Origin of the sequence: Xenorhabdus sp. Sc-CR9 (assembly GCF_963897815.1) — a bacterium.
In the GTDB taxonomy this organism is placed as follows: domain Bacteria; phylum Pseudomonadota; class Gammaproteobacteria; order Enterobacterales; family Enterobacteriaceae; genus Xenorhabdus.
The window spans coordinates 1-19,475 of sequence record NZ_CAWQTY010000205.1; the positions used below are offsets into that span (position 1 = coordinate 1).

13 protein-coding genes and 2 pseudogenes are annotated in these 19,475 nt (G+C 41.4%); 1 reads left to right on the plus strand and 14 read right to left on the minus strand.

What is annotated here, in order from left to right; all coding sequences use genetic code 11:
• Positions 1-124, plus strand: a pseudogene (locus AACQ81_RS15785) (IS5/IS1182 family transposase); the annotation flags it as partial.
• A 45-nt stretch (positions 125-169) separates the two neighbouring features.
• Here the strand turns inward: AACQ81_RS15785 and tssH are convergent.
• From tssH to AACQ81_RS15855, 14 genes and pseudogenes are all read right to left on the minus strand, one after another.
• Positions 170-2,794 (minus strand): type VI secretion system ATPase TssH, encoded by a 2,625-nt coding sequence (tssH, locus tag AACQ81_RS15790; protein ID WP_237387889.1) that lies wholly within the window; start codon positions 2,792-2,794, stop codon positions 170-172.
• Between the two features lie 271 nt (positions 2,795-3,065).
• Positions 3,066-4,097: a type VI secretion system baseplate subunit TssG gene (gene tssG, locus AACQ81_RS15795; protein WP_237387890.1), complete on the minus strand. Its 1,032-nt coding sequence runs from the start codon at positions 4,095-4,097 to the stop codon at positions 3,066-3,068.
• Positions 4,098-4,105: 8 nt separating this feature from the next.
• A complete protein-coding gene (gene tssF / locus AACQ81_RS15800; protein WP_237387891.1) occupies positions 4,106-5,980 on the minus strand; it encodes a type VI secretion system baseplate subunit TssF in 1,875 nt (624 codons plus the stop codon).
• A gap of 34 nt (positions 5,981-6,014) precedes the next feature.
• A complete protein-coding gene (locus AACQ81_RS15805; RefSeq protein WP_237387892.1) occupies positions 6,015-6,569 on the minus strand; it encodes a type VI secretion system baseplate subunit TssE in 555 nt (184 codons plus the stop codon).
• 200 nt (positions 6,570-6,769) lie between these two features.
• On the minus strand, positions 6,770-8,341 hold the full coding sequence (gene tagH, locus AACQ81_RS15810; RefSeq protein WP_237387893.1) for a type VI secretion system-associated FHA domain protein TagH: 1,572 nt from the start codon (positions 8,339-8,341) through the stop codon (positions 6,770-6,772).
• 68 nt (positions 8,342-8,409) lie between these two features.
• Positions 8,410-8,895 carry an Hcp family type VI secretion system effector gene (locus tag AACQ81_RS15815; protein WP_237387894.1) on the minus strand — a complete coding sequence of 162 codons (486 nt, stop codon included), beginning with the start codon at positions 8,893-8,895 and terminating at the stop codon, positions 8,410-8,412.
• Positions 8,896-9,049: 154 nt separating this feature from the next.
• Positions 9,050-10,552: a type VI secretion system contractile sheath large subunit gene (gene tssC / locus AACQ81_RS15820; protein WP_237387895.1), complete on the minus strand. Its 1,503-nt coding sequence runs from the start codon at positions 10,550-10,552 to the stop codon at positions 9,050-9,052.
• A gap of 10 nt (positions 10,553-10,562) precedes the next feature.
• Complete coding sequence (gene tssB / locus AACQ81_RS15825; RefSeq protein WP_237387896.1) at positions 10,563-11,099, minus strand: type VI secretion system contractile sheath small subunit; 537 nt, start codon at positions 11,097-11,099, stop codon at positions 10,563-10,565.
• A gap of 164 nt (positions 11,100-11,263) precedes the next feature.
• On the minus strand, positions 11,264-12,361 hold the full coding sequence (tssA, locus tag AACQ81_RS15830; RefSeq protein ID WP_237387897.1) for a type VI secretion system protein TssA: 1,098 nt from the start codon (positions 12,359-12,361) through the stop codon (positions 11,264-11,266).
• A gap of 30 nt (positions 12,362-12,391) precedes the next feature.
• Positions 12,392-16,075, minus strand: a complete 3,684-nt coding sequence (tssM, locus tag AACQ81_RS15835) for a type VI secretion system membrane subunit TssM (RefSeq protein WP_237387898.1) — start codon at positions 16,073-16,075, stop codon at positions 12,392-12,394.
• Between the two features lie 12 nt (positions 16,076-16,087).
• Positions 16,088-17,344, minus strand: coding sequence for a DotU family type VI secretion system protein (locus AACQ81_RS15840; RefSeq protein ID WP_237387899.1), 1,257 nt, complete (start codon positions 17,342-17,344; stop codon positions 16,088-16,090).
• A 13-nt stretch (positions 17,345-17,357) separates the two neighbouring features.
• Entirely contained in the window at positions 17,358-18,701 is a 1,344-nt protein-coding gene (tssK, locus tag AACQ81_RS15845; RefSeq protein WP_237387900.1) for a type VI secretion system baseplate subunit TssK, read from the minus strand.
• Positions 18,698-19,282, minus strand: coding sequence for a type VI secretion system lipoprotein TssJ (tssJ, locus tag AACQ81_RS15850; RefSeq protein WP_237387901.1), 585 nt, complete (start codon positions 19,280-19,282; stop codon positions 18,698-18,700). The genes tssK and tssJ overlap by 4 nt, the downstream gene beginning before the upstream one ends.
• A 96-nt stretch (positions 19,283-19,378) precedes the next feature.
• Positions 19,379-19,475: pseudogene (locus AACQ81_RS15855) on the minus strand (IS5/IS1182 family transposase); the annotation flags it as partial.

Below are 19,475 nucleotides of genomic sequence, written 5' to 3' on the forward strand. Positions count from 1 at the left end.
TGAAAACGCTTTTCTCCATTTGAAGCGCTGGCGTGGTATAGCGACCCGTTACGCCAAAAACAGTGCATCGTTTCTTGCCGCAGTCCAAATCCGCTGCCTTGCTCTTTGGTTGAGTATTTCATGACGATGCTATCTAGACATTTCTTAAATATTCTGGAAATGCACAAATCTAATCCATAAACTCAAATTGAAATTCACCTTGGTCAAGAAATACTTTCAATTGGCGATATTGTTTATCACGGGCGGAGGCAAAAAGCAGTTGCTGGCTGATTTGTGGCAGTAGGGTATTTGTCAGGATAGCATCAACCATGCGCCCGCCCGATTCAATTTCGGTGCAGCGGTTGACGATGTGTTCTACCATGGCATCATCAAATGTTGCTGTGATGCCATGATTTTCTGACAAACGTTTTTGAATCCTTTCCAATTGCAGGTAGACAATTTTTGTCATCACTTCGTGACTTAATGGATAGTAAGGAATAACCAGTAAACGCCCCAACAGAGCCGCAGGAAATATGTTCAATAATGGCCTGCGCAATGCAGTGCTGAGTTTTTCTGGTTCTGGCATGGCCTCTTCCTGAGTGCAGAGTGAACTGACCAGATCAGCACCTACATTGGATGTCAGGATAATAATCGTATTCCGGAAATCAATGTGACGACCTTCTCCATCTTCCATCCAGCCCTTATCGAAGACCTGAAAGAAAATCTCATGGACATCAGGATGGGCTTTTTCTATTTCATCCAACAGAACGACACTGTAAGGCCGGCGTCGGACAGCTTCGGTCAATACACCGCCTTCACCGTAACCAACATAGCCGGGAGGAGCGCCTTTCAGGGTGGATACGGTATGTGCTTCCTGAAATTCACTCATATTGATGGTGATCAGGTTTTGTTCTCCACCATACAGAATCTCAGCGAGGGCAAGCGCTGTTTCAGTTTTACCGACCCCGGATGGGCCGCATAGCATGAAAACACCAACCGGTTTATTGGGATCATCCAGTTTTGCACGTGAGGTTCGTACCCGTTTTGCGATTAATTCTAATCCATGATACTGACCGATGACACGTTGGCTGAGTGTGCCAGACAATTGCAATACTGCGTCAATTTCGTCTTTTACCATGCGGTTGAGAGGAATGCCTGTCCAGTCTGAAACTACCGAAGAAACAACATTGTTGTCTACGGCAGCAAAAATAAGGGGTTCTTCTCCCTGCAATACTTTTAATTGTCCTTGTAATTCTGACAGCTCGATGTACTTTTTTTCGGCATTGTCATGCTGTTCCTTATTTAATTGAGTTCTCAAGGAAATAATATTATCGATCAAGGAAAGTTCCTGTTCCCAACGCTCTTGTAACCGGGTTTTTTGTTCTTCCAGCGTTGATAGTTCATCCAGAATAATTTCTGAACGTTTTGTATCACTGACGCCCAGCTTGGATTCCCGTTTGGTGATTTCCAGTTCAATCTTCAAAGCATCTATCTGGTGGCGACAATTTTCCAGTTGCGGTGGCTCTGCATGTTGGCTGACTGCAACTCTGGCACAGGCGGTATCAAGCAGCGCTATTGCCTTGTCCGGCAATTGACGAGCCGGGATATAGCGATGTGAAAGCCGTACGGCAGCTTCGACGGCTTCATCCAGCAAGAGCACATGGTGATGCTGTTCCAGCACATTGACCAGACTGCGTAGCATCAACAATGCTTTGGTTTCATCGGGTTCATGAACTTGGACAACTTGAAAACGGCGGGTCAGGGCAGGATCTTTCTCGATATATTTTTTGTATTCAGACCAGGTAGTGGCGCCCAGAGTGCGCAATAGACCACGTGCCAGAGCGGGTTTCAACAAATTCGCAGCATCTCCGGTTCCTTGTTGTCCGCCTGCGCCAATCAAGGTGTGAATTTCATCAATAAATAGAATTATCGGGATAGGACTGGATTGCACTTCATCAATCACTTTACGTAAACGAGATTCAAATTCTCCTTTGACGCCAGCGCCGGCCTGTAACATCCCTATGTCCAATAACCAGAGCTGGACATTGCGCAAAGGCGGGGGAACCTCTCCTGCAATAATTTTTAACGCCAGTCCTTCAATAACTGCGGTTTTTCCAACGCCAGCCTCGCCAGTGAGTAGCGGGTTGTTTTGACGGCGGCGCATCAGGATATCAACAATCTGGCGGATTTCTTCATCACGTCCTGATACAGGATCAATTTCACCGTTGCGCGCACGGGCTGTCAATTCTTGTCCATATAGTTGTAATGCGGAATGTGTCGCTGTCTGTTGGGCTGCGGGCTGGGTACTGTTTTCTGAGAGCAGGGTACTTTCTTGGGCCTCATCGCTGTGACTGCAAATTTCATTGAAGTTGTCGAGTAAGGTATCTGCATTAATACGGTCAAATTGGGTTGAAATGGTTTTTAGTACATTGCGTAAATTAAATGTTTTTAATATACCGATTAACAAATATGCACTGCGAATTTTATCAACACCAAATTTTAGTGAGCAGTATGTCCAGGCGCGTTCTACCGAATTATCAATATGCTCTGAAAGATCAGAAATAGCGCTGGCTCCACGTGGTAAGCGATCTAGCGCCGCAACAATGTCTTTAGTCAGTGTGGGTTCATCTAACGCAAAATGATGGATGATTTGCTGTAAGTCACTGTTTTGTTGCTGCATAAGTTGATGTAACCAGTGAACTAATTCGACATAAGGATTACCACGTAATTTACAAAAGCTGGTAGCACTCTCCAAAGAAGTGAACAGAACGCGATTGAGTTTACTAAAGAGTACAGAACGATTGATTTCTGACATAGAGTATCATCCGTAGTGCTATCGTTATTCGTGATGCTGTAATTACCTTTTATACACTTCGTTTTTCAAACTGCCTCTTTGTTGGCGGCGCTCGCTCACCCCGGTCACATAGTTATCTATGCTCCCGGGGATTTGCTCTCTTGCCGTCGCGATGCAACTTGAAATCCATTGTGTATAGTAATTACATCGTAAGCCACTAAATTGGCAGGAATGGCGCTTGTGAAGACGTTGGGTATAAACAGTAAATTAAAACTGACTGGGTATGCAGAACTTATTGGGTATAGAGTAAATCGCCACGGTGGGTAGGGTGTTCAATTTTGCCAAGCCAACTGTTCAGACCCAACTTTATCGGTTCTGATAGATGAATTCCTTTTATATCTGACTGATGGAGTATCAATTGAATATCCCAGGCATATTCGATCCCCAGATATTGATGAATCCAGTCACTCAATTGTTGTGATTTAGGTTCTCCGGGAAGGAATGTTTCATATTCAGCCATTCTTAATGGGCCTAATTCAATGCGAAATTTATGTTGAACATCATATAGTGCAATTCCTAAAAAGGCGGAGTGCCCCAAGCGAGGTATATTGCGTCCTGCTTTTAATTGAGCTTGATCCTGTGTTTCGATTTGCAGCCATTGAGGAATATTTTGATTAATTTTTAATGGAATGCCGAAGTAACTGAACAGTATTTTTTCCAGTCCTTCCGCACTGTGTCCTTGGCGGGATAGATGACCAGATAACGAATAGCGGGCATGGTCACTAATTGTGTCGGGACTCTTTTGGGCGGGTAATCCCATCCCCACCAGACAGGCCAGATAATGGCAAAAACGTTGATTATCCTGCCGATCAAGTGAAACGGTTGGTTGGGCATTAGCCCAGGCTCTATAGAACAGTAATATCAGTCTATGGTGAAATAAATTGATAAATATGCTCAGAGTAGGATCTTGATAATTATACTGCCGCGCATAGGCGTATTCTGTGATATGTAATGGCATGGGACCATTGGGACCGAACAATCCAAAACTGTAAATCAGGATGTCATACAGTTTTGAATTTTCTCTCTGCCTGACTTCAGAAATAGTCGATGGCGCGAAAATCATGGAGGGTTTTTGCCCTAACCGCAGGAGGTCATATTTCGGTAACGGGGCGGAACCGAGCATGTAATATTCTCCGGCTTGAGCATCTATACGGCGTAATGTCTGAAATAAATCGAATTGCCACGGTGCCTGCATGAGTTTCTGCCAAAAATCTTCTGGCAGGCGGCATATACGATGAATGGAAATCGGGTTTGTTTGATTCATATTCACTTTTATATCAATTTTTTGTTACCCATACGGGCAGGCCAAAAACCGATATCCCCGCGTTGTTGGCTGTACAGAGTCATTTCGGTAAATGAATTCATGGTGACCAGATGCGAGAATAGTTTATCCAGTACACTGCCCAGCAGCCAAGGAGTGGTTCCTGCAAATTCCTGTTCATTCACTTCAAGCCTGATGTTGACTCCACGGGCAAACATTATCGGCCCGGGTTCAGGAACCCGTCGGTAGACCGTTTTTAATGAACAGTGGCGAATGCCATTAATCTGGCGGACGATGGCAGGTTCTGCCAGATTAGCGTACAGGCTCAGTAATTGCCGTAATGACTGAGTTCCCTGTTCATCATCTTTATCCATAAAATTCAAATAATTAAGTTGAAGTTGACTGATTAATTTCCAAGGGGTGGAACCTTGTGCCAAAGCAGGATGCGGGATAGTAGGTCTTTTGAGAAATACAATTTTGTCGATGGGGATAGAATCCAGCATGGCAAAATTGTCGAGGTCTTGCTGACGCAGCATTGTAGATAAATCACGGTTAGTGCACATAACATCAGCAGTCAGGAATTTTAGTTGATTAGGCCACGGAGAGTGTTGTTCATCAACGATGGAGACAAACGCTTCTGTGCCGATATAGCTGGATCGCGTTCCATAATGATGGGCATTTTCAGATAAGACGCGGAGATCACGGTGCAAAGAAAAATAAGCACCATAATTGCCCTTGTCATTGCTGAAAGTAGACCAGAAGGGCCTGAATATTTGCGTCTCTTTGTTTTTGATATCAGTACCGTGCAGGCGTTGTACCGAAAAAATTTCGTAATCCAGGGGGCGTGAGTTATCGACAACTAAATGATATTCATTGCTGCTTTCTTTTACGGTGATACGTTCAGTGACTTTGGGAAATAAATTAATTACAGGTGTACAGTTTAGAGTCAGGTAAGAAATATCCACCAGACTTTCCAGATCGTGATCAGCTTTATTTAAAAGTAAGATCAGCTCAAACTCACTCTTTTCTGTTGTTTGTTTCAGTAAAGAGTCCATGCCACTGATACTGAAGAATTGAAAACGTGCTGGAAATGCAAAATATTCCTGAAGTTGTCGATACCCACTGAAATTACGCGGATCGTTAGGGAACAACGATTGATCATCATCAAATCCTTCATGATGTGGGGAAATATCAGGTAAGACTTGATATTGGGGCTGATTACCGAGAGTCCGGCACACAATGCCAACAGAGTGCTCCATAATCAGTTCCAGTAATTGTTGAGACTGAATATCTGGCCCTGAAAGAAAAAACACTAATTTGCTGAGATTTAACTCATTGAGGAAAAATTTCTCCTTGCAGCTAAAATGTATGCGTAATGCACTGACGGCACCATGTTGGTTAAGGTTTAATGCTACCAGTGGAAGATTGGCGGGGATTTTGCCAAGCTCAACATTTTTCAGATGCAAGGGCTGTAAGACAACATTCTGTGTTGTAGCATATTGAAAAGTAATGCCATCCTTTTTTAAGGTTTGGCAGTGCATGAGCATTCCGCGTGGTACTAAAAATCCGTGACTGATGTCTCCCTTGCTGGTGTCAGGCTGGAGTTCGACAATTGCCATTGAAGGTGTCGGAGACAGATAATTAGGATATAGCATCTCCAGCAATTGCTCAGAAAAACGTGGGAACTCAGCATCCATTTTCAATTGAATGCGGGATGTCAGAAAAGCGAACCCTTCCATCAGTCGTTCAACATAGGGATCTGCAACATCGATACCATGCATACCCAGACGATTGGCAACTTTAGGGTAACGTTCGGCAAACTCTTTACCCATTTCACGTAGGTATACCAATTCGCGGTTATAATATTCAAGCAGTTTACTGTCCATGCTCCCCCCTTAATGCCAGCTTTTTACCTTGACATTAACTGGCTTCTTTTAGTGTGAAATAACCGTTTTCCAGATCGATATCGCTATAGAATAGAAATTCAAGTGGCCAAGGGACGCACCACAAAAAACCTTTTATCTCTATGGGTAAGGTGTTGTATAAAATCAGCGCATTTTTATCAGTCATGCAGTTCACTTCGAGTCCATCAGGAATGATGCGTGGTTCGAATATGTGGATAGTGGTCATGATTCTATGCTGTATATCTTCCCACTCTATTTCTGAGGTACATCTTCCCGCCAAAGGAATCAGGCCAAAGTTATAAACGGATCTGTAAATTTCAGGAAATGGAGTGAGGTCTTGCTCTGATTCACTATTAATACTATTGAGCAACCACTGTAAATCTCTCAGGACATTTTTACGCAATGCACTGTGTGACAATAGGTAGTTGTTGATGCTCTCTTGTTTTTTGCCTGGTTCATTATCGGTGAGTTTATCCAATAAAGAAGGCTGCATTTTATCTTTGGTAGTGATACGAGTCGTGTTACTTCGGCTACGATAACCGCCATGCAGCAAAGAGATATTGTCATTCATGGAGCACCTATTAATCATTATGACGATGGAAAATGTAATGAAAAGGTTATTAGGAATGTCCCTGTCGTCTTTCAAGTTGCCGCTTGCTGGCAGTATTCATTCACCCCAGCCACTGTGTTAATAACATACGGTTAGCTATGTTTCCGGGGAATTACTCCTTTGTCCGACACGCTGCATCTCGAAATCCATTGGTATAAATGTTATTTTTGGGGCGAATTCTGGGTGTTTTTATATCGGCTGATTTCTGCTTCATAGGCTTGCAGGAAACTTTCGCCAAACAATGCCGATTTTTTTTCAATTTGTCCGGCCATGTTTTGGTAATATTTAGTGAAATAATCCCACATTGATGCTTTGTATGCTGACGATAATGACAAACGTGGTAAATAACTTTTACCCCCCGCTGTTTGTTCAAGAATAACAGGATTAAATGAGTGTAATAGATCTGCCGCAATAGCATGTATTCCCGCAATCATGCCCAATTGGTGTGCCTGCAATTCAGTCAAAATATCCTGAGTAGCGTCCTCAGGTGACATAAATCCCGGCACATAACCACCAAATATCAGTGCCAGAACAGACTGACCAGAAGGCAGAATCTTAAATGGATTATACACATCTGACAAAGCCTCATTCATGTCTGAATCTGATTTGCGTTTGAACTGATTACGTGAAGTATTGAGGGTGATGACGCCTTGGGACAACTGGCTGGCGAATCGACCTAACTGATACATGAGCTGTTCATCAAATTGCAGTCTCTGGAGATCTGTTAGCCCCATACCATCCAGTAAGGCTGCCAGTAATTTTTCCTCTGATTGGGTTCCGGTAGCTTGATAGTTATAGGGTTTATGATAGCGGTTAGTTTTCGACCCCGGTGTCCTGCTGGTTACAGATTCAATAGACACGGGTTCAGTCAGTGTGGATTGTGAAGCTGGTGTAGACTGTGGTTCAGGTGTAAACAGAAGTTCAGAAACAGTTGGGTCATTCAGAGGCGTTGGTGGTACAGCATTATCCAGCATTTGGTTTAAGGGATCATCATCCTTGACATATTGTGTATGCTTTTCAGAAAACAAGACTAGCGGGTCAATTTCCTTTTTATCATCATCTTGATTTTCATGTTTTTTATCGCATTGTAGTAATGTTGTGGGGGTATGATCATGCAAGATATTCTCTTGCTGGAAAGTGGTATCTGAATTGAACATGGTCATGGGATCTGTTGACCGTAATTGCAGGGTCTCAAGATCAGTTTCTGGCTTAATTTGTGCCAATGGATCAATGGGATTTCGTTCTTTATTTTGTTGCTCTTTCACCAGAGGGTTATTGTCGTTTAATTTCTGGGATGAATGATGTCTTTCTTGAGGAGAGAGGGTATTGGGAACTGCGAAAATCTGTTCAAGATCATCCCAAATCCCATTGGGAATTTCCGATTTTTTGTCGTTAGACTGGGGGAGTGGATTTTTTTCTATATCAGTTATTTTAATCTGATAGTTGCTAATATTCAGCATATCACCATCACGGATTTCAACCTGACGTTCAGGTGCCAGCGGTATCATATTCAGCAAAACCTCAGATGCATAACCTTGATTGTTAATCTGACATCCTCCATCAGAAGAGATAGACACAACGATTTGTAGCCGAGCAATAGCTAATTCTTCATCGGGTAGCACCCAATTATTGTCCGTACTTCGACCGATAGTGCCACCAGGAGGGGAAAAATCATAACTCAGTTGCGATGGCTGGTTTGTGCCAGAGTTTTTAACAATGGAGAATCGCATCATTACGGATACCTATTGTTGACGGAATAACCTCTCTGAATTTCAGAGAGGTTATTGAATAAGAAGTTATGTTATTTATCGTGGGTGTAACCATCCCATTCATAGCTGACTTCAGCGCCTTTACCACCTGACTTATAGTCTTGAGGGAAGTAGCTTTCTTTATGTTTCTGGAAGGCTAAGACGATAGCCGAATAGAAAAGACCACCTCCATATGTCAGCTGGGACTGTGCAACCAGGGCATTTGTCAACACTAATGAATACCAATTCTCTTGTGAGCCTCCTTGTCGGCGTACATTGAGTGTAATGGTATTAATATGTGTTCCCTGAACGATATATTGGCGTAGCGTAATAGCTGCTTTATCGAACGAAAGTTCCAGGCTCAGACCAGAAACCTCGACTATACCAGCGCCTAATCCGGGAGTTTGACTATTGAAATTAACACGATTATTCAGTTCAATTGAAAATGATCTGACAGCTGTCCAATCTTTAAACGTTTTGTCACCTGTCTCGCCTTTTATATTAGTAAAATTAATATATGCATCAATACCTGAAGACATAACCTTCCACCTTAATAGAATTAAGTAATTTGATTGAACCCAATAAGTAGATATTGGAATTTTGTGTAGAGGAAATAGAGATGTATTGCTATCTAGAGATTAATGAATTGATAAGAGTGGTGAGAAGAATAGTGTTTAATTGTTTAATATTGAGTTAAGCTCCTTTTAGTGAGGGGAGTTTCGAAACCAGACGTAAAGAAACAGTTAAACCTTCCAGCTGATAATGAGGGCGCAGGAAGAATTTAGCTTGATAATATCCCGGGTTGCTCTCTGTTTCTTCTACCTTAACCTCTGCTGCTGCCAGCGGTTTTCTTGCCTTAGTTGACAGTGATGAGTTGACGGGATCACCATCAACATAATTCATAATCCAATCATTAAGCCAACGTTCCATATCAGCACGTTCCTGGAAAGTCCCTATTTTGTCGCGCACAATACATTTCAGATAGTGTGCGAAACGGCAACAGGCAAATAAGTAAGGCAGACGCGCTGCAAGGTTGGCATTGGCAGTAGCATCCGGATCGTAATATTCCGTTGGTTTTTGAAGGGATTGAGCACCGATAAAGGCTGCCATATCGGTGTTTTTGCGATGCAATAACGGAATGAAGCCATTTTTTGCCAATTCTGCCTCACGGCGGTCGCTAATCGCAATTTCAGTCGGGCACTTCATATCCACTCCGCCATCATCGGAGGGAAATGTATAACAAGGCAGGTTTTCTACAATACCCCCGGATTCTACACCGCGAATCGAAGTACTCCAGCCATAGAGTTTAAATGAACGGTTAACATTGACCGCCATGGCATAGGCGGAATTCGACCAAGTGTAGTTGTCGTGAGTCGGGCCTTCGGTATCCTCCTCGAAATTAAAATTATCAACGGGATTCGTAAGCGCGCCATAAGGTAAACGAGAAAGGAAACGCGGAAGTGTTAACCCGATATAACGCACGTCCTCTGATTCGCGTAAACTGCGCCAGGGGGCGTATTCAGTATTTTGGAAAATTTTTGTGAGATCCCGGGGATTGGCTAATTCCTGCCAGGATTCCATTTGCATGACACTTGGCGAAGTACCAGCAATAAACGGGCAATGTGCTGCTGCGCTGATTTGTGCCATTTGACGTAAGAGTTCAACATCCGGTGCGGTATGGTCGAAATAATAATCACCCACCAGACAACCGAATGGTTCTCCACCAAACTGGCCATACTCAGCTTCATAGATTTTTTTGAAAAGCGGGCTTTGATCCCAACTGATTCCTTTGAAACGTTTTAGTGTGTTGCTCAATTCCCTTTTGGAAAGACACATCACACGGATTTTCAGCATTTCATCGGTTTCTGTATTGCTGATCAGATGATGCAAACCACGCCAGGCTCCTTCCAGAGTCTGGAATTCTTTATTGTGCAAGATATGATTCATCTGTTGGGATATTTTGGTATCAATTTCAGCAATTAGTGACTGGATGGTGCGATAGGTATCGGCGGAGATAGTGAGGGTATTTTCCAATGCCTGTTGTGCCAGCGTTTTCACCGCATTTTCAACAGCATGGCGTGTATGATCACTTTGAGGACGAAACTCCTTATTCAACAATGTGCTGAGTTCATCAGGGGTATATTCTTTAGATACCTGCTCTTGTTGAAGAAAAACGTCTTGTTCAGGTGTACTCATCAATGACTCCTTATTCTTCGGTGCTATCTTCAGTACTATCTTCTGAGGCGCTATTTTCAGGATTCGGAGCTTCTGCCAATGATTGCAGCAGGGCGGGGTTTTGCAATATCTCGGAAATCAGTTTCTCTGCCCCGTTTTTTCCGTCCATATAAGACAATAAATTTGCCAGTTGTATACGGGCTTCTAGTAGCTTAGCCAGAGGTTCTACCTTTTTGGCTATAGCATCGGGTTGAAAATCATCCATACTTTTAAATGATAAATCGATATTCAATTTACCTTCACCTGTCAGAGTATTTTCAACCTGAAAGGCGGCACGGGGGTTAATTGAACTCATGCGTTCATTAAAGTTATCAATATCAATTTCCAAAAACTTACGTTCACTGACATCTGGCAAGGCTTCTATAGGTTTTCCTGCCAAATCAGCGATAACACCCATGATAAAAGGCAATTGAACAGACTTTTCTGAGCCGTAAAGTTCAACATCGTATTCAATTTGTACGCGGGGGGCTCTGTTACGGGATATAAATTTTTGTCCGCTGGATTTCATGGCAAGTTCTCCATTATTGGTTATATACCTTTCGTTTTTTAAGTTTGGGCACTCAAAAATCTACAGGTAAATTAATATCTCCTTTATCTTTTAGGTTAGGATTATCCGAACAAATATAAGGAAATATACGGGTAAAGAATCAAATAGATAAAAATAAGAAATAATTAATCCATATCATAATCAGTATCCATGTCATAATTTGGATTAGAAAATAGGTTGGGATTGTCTGAACGACCAAAAATGATTTCCAGTTGTCTCAATCCTTCTGGTGCAAGATCGTGAATGATTTTCATAAAATCACAATCAATCAGTCGTTGAATGCGTTCAATCATTATCGGAGCAGGATGACTTGGTTCGTATGTGAGAAAATAGATCCTGGCCTTTTCCAATAACATGCGTGCTTCATCCCGATTACTGGCTTCAATCGCTTGCCAATAGGACGATGGCTTTCTTTCCAAGGTTGCCATTGCCTGTTCCATTGAAGTGTCCTGTGTGGTCAGCGATGCCGGATCAAGGCGTTTTGCGTTGTCTGCATACCCTGTTTTTGAGTCAGGTACTGAACAATATTTAATAATGGTATCCAACTGTTTCAGAAATTGCGGCAGTTCTGGCATATTACCGTCGGGTAAATGATGACGTATGATCTCAATCAGGGCAGTAAGATGATCACGAATAGTTATTACTGCCAGAATTTCAGGATGATCTGGCTTTTGTGTTAATTCATTGATTAATCGGGTTCGCCCACCGGTATAACTACTCATTTCTGTTACCGTACCACTAAGGAGTGAGTAGGCTTCTTGAAATGTCACTTCGTCCGAACCACTTCTTAACAGGATAGAATTCTGAACCTTTATTGTACAAGGTGAGCCATCTTCAATAGCTGCCAGCGTGTTTAAACGTTGTACATAATCGTATTCACCATCAAATTCCAGTTTTGGCCACACATCTGCCCAATAATTTTCCAGAGTCTGGCGGAGTAAGTTCAATCCATCAGCATAACCACATAATCCATGTAGGTTTAGCCAGGATTGCATAAGCGCTATGATGATATTCAGATTTTTAGTGCGGGAGAGTAAGTGAATAGCCCGCTTTTCTATTTCCCTCCAATTCGGGGGTTCGGCTGGGATGATGACATCACCAAACTGTTGTTCTGGCTTTTCAATTAATATTTGCTCCAATGTCAGAAATTCATCATCGTATTCCAGATTTTCTCCACAGACAGATTCTGCACTGATTGGGGTAAGTAATTCATCAATATTCATGATATTTTCAGTTTATATTGAAGTTAGTGATTATGCGGCCAAGTTCTGCGAACGCGGACACGAAAAAACCGGGAGTTTAAATGGGTTGAACACACTGTTAGGTATAAAGTCCAGAGAGAAAGTGTAGCCTTTGATATTGAATATTGCCCGCAAGCTCATGTCATCAGTATAAGAGGGTTCATCTCTGTTGCTATTGTGGGGCTGTTTTGCAAGATCCAGCAGTCGATTCAGTGCCCAGAAACCTGAAATTGAGAAATTTGCGGTTGTACCATTGCTCAAATTCAACTGGATGTGAATGCGATTCTTTTTAGCCGGGCCAGGCCAACTGATGAGCTGCGAAAATTGTGGCCCGTGGCTGTATTCTAATTTCTGCCCATCTATATCCAGTATCATGCTTAATATATTGTTATCCATACTGACCGGGCGAACCATGACTTTGAATAATGGTGTCGGGGTTCCGCTGGTAAATAATGCATTACGGATAATCTGGGCTTGCTGGAAAGGCCTGAGCAATGCTTCTCCTCCGGGCAGTGGCTTGCCATTGACGCCTGGCATGAAACGCCATCTTTGCAGAGTCGTATCTACTTTCCCCATTAAATTTTTCTGGAAAAAACTGTCCATTAAACCTGTTTCTGGGGCGAACATTCTGGCCATGTCATCAGGTCTGATATCATAGGATGTGTTAGGTGTTAACGGATATCGGTTAGCAATTGCCTGGTTGCAAAAAGTGCCGACTTCTGCACCGAGGTGTCTGGCAACATTTTTCATTTCGTTGAGCTGGGTATCGTTACTGGCACCAACAGCCAGTGAATAAACCATGCTTCTAAACGGTACCGGCAGGCGTTCAGATGCCGCTTGTAGCTGAGTGATAATATCATTGGGCGGAAAAGGCATATCGGTTTTGATGGCACTTTGCACAGAAGTAAGATATTGATATAACTCACTGATATTTTTCAACGTATCATCAAAAGGTATTTTCTGATTATTTTTCGCATCTGGAGTTTTTACCAAAGCAGTAATTTGTGCAAAATGATTTTCTAGTTCCTGTTCTGGCGTGTCTTGCTGGTTATCTGGCAATATTTGTTTGGGAACGAGTTGTGATTTAGATGCCAATGGTTGTTTAGAGGCTAATTGAGTGAGTTTATCCGATTGTCTCTTTACTATTTTATTCAGCTGCTTAGCCGCAATATTATCTTTATTGAGCAGGGTCTTATTTAGCTCGACATTTTTATTGATATTAATAACGAGATTACGCAGTGGTGAATCAGAAGAGGACAGTAATCGGGCGGTATTAGTTCGTTGCTCCAGACTATTGATATTGCTCAAACGGATATCAGCCAGAAATTGATCCCAATGGAATATGTAATCATTGATATAAAGCTGTTTAACAAAGGACTTAATTTCTTTTATTGCCAGTGTCCTTGCATAAGTACCAAGTACCCAATTGTCTTGCGAGTGCAAAGTCTTAAGAAAAAAATCAAGATCTTTATCCACGCCTTTTTGATAACCTACAGGAGTAAACATTCCCGGTATATAGTCGGTGGATGATGTTCCATTGCCGCTTGAGAAAACCAACCTGGCTTGAGGACCGGCAAGTGTATCCAGATTAACTGGAGCTAAATCTGGGTCATCCAGCAATTTACTCTTTAAATAATTGTAGGCACGTTGGGCTGGTGGAATTTTGCTGATTAGCGCCTGTTTTTGCTTGACCAGATTATTATCAAACATAAATGGTGATGTAACAACCTGATTATCCAATAATTGACTGAGATGCTCATTAATTTGTTTTAACTGTTTTTGAGTGACATCTACATCTAAATGGGTTTCCAGATACTGCATTACCCAGTTACGGAGAAACTTGCCATTATAATATTTAGTCTGATACAACATTTGATATGCTTTTAGCGTATTGTAGGTTCTCTCTATATCATCGCCGTCTTCATTATGCAGTTGGTTAGTGATTAGTTTTGCTACTTGTGGCAGCAACAAAGTTTGTAATGCATTATTGTACAGAGAGAGGCTGGCTTCACTGACTTGTTCACCGCTGTATAACCCCATACGATAGGATAATGGAGGGTCATCTAAAGAAAAGTTCTGGCTTTTATCTAAATGTGCCAAGCTGTCCAAAAGCGGAAGCAGAGCGTAAATATTATCGGGGTTTTTCTTTAATTCACTGCCTTGATTTAAAATGACCGGAATTTTTGATTGTATTTCCATCAAATAATTATTGTTGTTGTGGTAGCTGGTTAAAAATAATTTGCTTATAAATGCCAATATCGCTATCAGGATAATATATCCTATTCCATCCAACAGGCGTTTCCGGTATATCCACCAACGGTTATAACCAGCGATTCCGGCTTCCTGAAAGATATTTTCCAATAAACTTTTCAGGAAATAAGTTTGGCGGGCAGGGAGGGGATGTATAATTCCGTTATCATTTCCCCATGACATTAAGTTGCTGTCATTATCTATGGGTAATTTAAGTTTCTGGTTAAACTGCGCCATAACATTGTCAAGGGGAGTTCCTTCTTGTGTTCCACTAGTGAAATACAACCCCCGCGGATAACAGGGTATTTCAAATCCTGATTTTGCGAATATTATTTCAAGATATTGCGCAATGAGTGGCCGTAAGGAGGCTACTTCTTGTGGAAACAAATAACTTTCAGTACATTGCCGTAAATTATGTCCGTTTAAGAGTACATAGGGCAATTCAGCATCTAACCGCAATTGCAATTCATTATATTGTTGTTCAAAAACTTTATTCAAATCACATCCCTGCTTATTTTTCCACGGGAAATTAAATCCCCAAATTTGTTCTCGTGATGCTTTGTCAAAGTGGGTGAAATAAGCGGAAAATCCTTTTAGTAAATCGCTTTTGGTGATGAAAATATAAATAGGAATCTGTATCTTAAATTTTTCATTCAACTCTGACAGTCGCTTACTGAGTACATATGCTTGTTTATTTCGTGCTTCGGTTGATGGATTGAGTAAATCTTCTACACTGATTGTTACTATTATTCCATTGATTGGTTGACGAGCACGGTATTTTTTCAACAGCAGGATAAAATTTTTCCACTCATTGGCATCTTGATTATGTGAATGAGTCTGATTGGTATACCGTCCTGCGGTATCGAGAAAAACGGCATTATTGGTAAACCACCAATTAAAGTCATCCATCCCGTGTATATTGTACTGAGTTGATTTTCCAAGATAATCCGTCAATGAAAAATGTAAGCCAGAATTTGCCAGAACAGTTGTTTTACCTGAATCCGGGAAACCGATAACAAGATACCAAGGTAATTGATATATATACTGGCGACTGAAAAGGTTTGTCCAATGGGGTTTATTCTTATCATACAAGCCGGAAAAATAAGCTTTCTTCAATAATTTTGCAGCATCAGAAAAACGCCCTGCTAAAGTAATGTATTTCTCATTCTGTTTCGTTTCCGTTTTTTTATCTTGATTGACTTTTAATTGATTTTCCAGTTTTTTATTGAACCATAATCGGTACAATCTGGGAATTAGTCTGCTTAAAATCCATACTAGAAAAAGAGAGGCAATAGTCATTATTCGGATTGTAATAGACTTAAAGGGTACGATGTTTCCGACAGAAATAATGGGACCAAAAAACCAGAGAAGCGTCGAAATAGCCGTTGTTCCAAGAAAACTCCACGTCAATCGGCTGGTGAAGATAGAAATGAGAGCATTCAGCATGTGTTCGTTTCCTTACATTGTTTGATTTAAAGGAGTAACAAACAGTGTGATTTCAACTCGTCTGTTTTTGGCTCGATTGCGACGGGTATTATTTGGTGCTATCGGATCTTTGGCACCTTTTCCTTCTATGTTGATCCTTTCTGGTTGATTTAGATAACGTTGCAACTCTCTTTGTACAGATTTGGCTCTGGCCAGCGATAAAGCATGGTTAGATGAAAAACGAGAACGATGGGAATAAAAAGGTACATTATCGGTATACCCTACGATTAAAATCTTTCCCTGAATATTATTCATTGCTTCTGCAATATTCCTGATGATGTCTAAATAACTACGTTTGATCTGAATGGAATTGGTTTTGAATAAACCATCACCTTTTAACGTAATTACATTTCTATCAGGCATATCGGTTACATTTAATAATCCAGCTTCTATTTCGTTCTTTAGCATTTCTTGCAGATTTAACACAGGAGGTGGCGGTGTTGGTGTCGGGGGAAATACTTTATTATTGACTGGCAGATCCGGTAAGTTAGCCTGATAAATATTTGGTAAATTGGTCTGGTAAATTTTTGTCAAAGTAGGATTGAGTCTATTACTCAATCTCGAATTCAGGCTTATATACAGAACACACACCAAAAAACTTAATAATGCGGCAATGATCCATATAGGCAAGGAAAACCGCCAAGATTTATTCGGCATTGAAATAACTTGTACGTTTGGTGACAGCTCAACGGAGTAACTTCCCCGAATTGAACGTATTAATTGATACAGGCGTTGTTTTATGGTTTCCAACTGGGAACGTCCGTTATCTATAACACGGTAGCGTCCTTCAAATCCAAGTTGTAGACAGAAGTAAATGAGTTCTAACAGAAATAGATTCTCTTTGGGATTTTGTGATAATTTAGCTAACAGTTGGAAGAATTTTTCACCTCCCCATGTTTCATTATGAAAAGTCACCAGTAATCCACTGCCGGGCCAGACACTGCGGACCCCCCAGGGGGTGAGTGCGGCAGCTTCGTCCAATGCAGTGCATAAGCAGTAGCGAGCCCCAATGATCACTTCATAAGGTAGCTTTTCATGTTGACATACCACTTCAAAATGCCGGATTTCGTTGATAAGTTGTTGTCGTAAATTTGTTGGATCAGAATGAGCAGCGGAATGCCGGATTTGAGGGATAGTATTCAGTAATTGATTTGCAGCAGAAACCAATGGATTGTAAATAACATCACCAGAAAGCACACTATGTGCAGCTTTTTGTTGTTCTTGCCTCATCAGCTACGTTACCTTACTTTTTGTCCTGATTGCGGACAGCCCAGAATTCTATATTCAGACCGGGAAACTCACCTGCCAGATGTAATGCAAAACCACCAGATTTCTCCATTTGCTTCCACAGCTCACCCTCTTTTTCCAATTCGAAATAGATATAACCTGAATGCCAAGGAATTTGTCTGGGAACAGATGGCATGGCTCTCAGTGGAATGCCCGGTAATTGCAGTTGAACTAATTCACGTATGCGGTCAACAGGGGAAATTTTCATTTGGGCTGGGAAATTGCTCATCAGAACATCATTAGCAACATCAGCATGGACAGCCAGAATAAAGCTGAATATATGTATCATGTTCGAATCAGGTAATGTAGCTATGTTCAGACCATGAGAATATTCTGTTAATGGCAACTGAATCGCATGTTCTTCCAGAATGATTGATAACCCCTGACGCAATTGGAACATGAGCTGGTTGAAACAGCGTGTCAAATTGTCATGGTCATAAAGCGGTAAGCTGTCTTCGGGGATACGATTTGAAGAAAACGTTGCCAATTCCGTGGCAAATTGCAGCCAGTCGCTGAATAACCGTTCAGGATGAAGTAATGACAGATTCTGTATATGGCTCACTTGGCCGCTATAGCGATTCAAAAGTGACAGTAAAAGAAAATCCATGATTTCAGAATCATTATAGCGCCCCAACTGTAACAAACGTTGACTGATTTGCTGGCGGCGCTGTTCCAGCAAACCTTGCATGTCAGTCATAAAACCGACTACTTGCGAACTTGCACGACAGTTGAGCAGGGGAGGAATAAATAACGGGTCAAGGTGGATTTTATTGTCACTCGTTTTATTGACAATATGTGCGATGCCCAATGCAGTCCATTCTGGCGTTAAATCTGATTCCAGCATCAGGCGTAAACGCATTTTGCCAAATTGTATTGCGGCATTACCGACTGACATAGCGTTAAAGTCATTGACTTCAACTTCGAAGCTGACAAAACGTGCCAGAGAATCCTTTTGTTCACTGAAAATGACTTCTTCTTTCCCTCGTTGAAAAACAGGCAGAGCCAGGACAACATTAATATTGGTCTGACTTTCAGCAAGCTGTAAAGGAGTGGGGGCATGAGTTACATTAAAACTGAAAGGGGTTCCGTCAGGAAAAATACCGCTGGCTGAGGAAAGTTTTATTTTATTTTGATTGAGTAGTGCTTGATCTAATTCGAGCGTCAAAAAACCCCAGTAGTAAGGTATTTGTGCTATTCCCCAATTACGAGTATAGGTTTCTAAATAGTTTTCTGTCTGTTGAAAGTGATGAGGACGTAAAAACATACCTTCTGTCCAGATAACTTTTTCTGATCTATTCATTGTTTTTCTTCCGCTCCTGCTGGACAACTTAAGTAACATTCTTTGATGAGACTTAAGCCGTTGTTAGTCACTTTAACGCACACATGTAGTTCGTCAGGGGAAGAACGCCAGAATTCATAAAAAGCGGGTTTTTCAGGTATAGGAACAGGAAATGAAATCCGCCATCTCTTACCGCTAACATGATGATACTCTGCAATAATGCCTATATAGTTAGCTTCCGGTAGATTTTCTTTCAATAAGCAATAGGTGGGTTGCGCAGGACGGATAAAAAACTGGTCTTCATTAACTAATTTGTCGCCTAATGAATCCTGAGCGTTTTCCTGTAATGAAAAGAAATCAGCAGACATAAATTTTTCACGCGATTTTAATAAAATAATGTGCATTTTTAGTGGGGCGGAATTATTCACACCAGATGTCGTATCGAAGATGATTTTATAAGGCGGCAATTTTTTGGCTGATGAAGAACAACCTGCTACAGCTATCAGAAACGTTGACAGGAATATCCTCTTAAGCAACCATCCGATTGAATGTAACTTATTTATCGAGATTTTCTTTCTCCGAACAAGATGTATTGTCATCATATTCGCCGAATTAATTGAGATATTGCGGGTTATTTAATATGGCGGAAGTTTAATATGGTGAAAGTTTAGAGCGTGTTGACCTTTGTTGTACATGTTTCAATCGACCCACATAGGGAGCCACATGATTGAAAATGCCAAAGCAACGAGACTTTCATAATTTCTTGCTAATTTGTCATACCGAGTAGCTACTGCT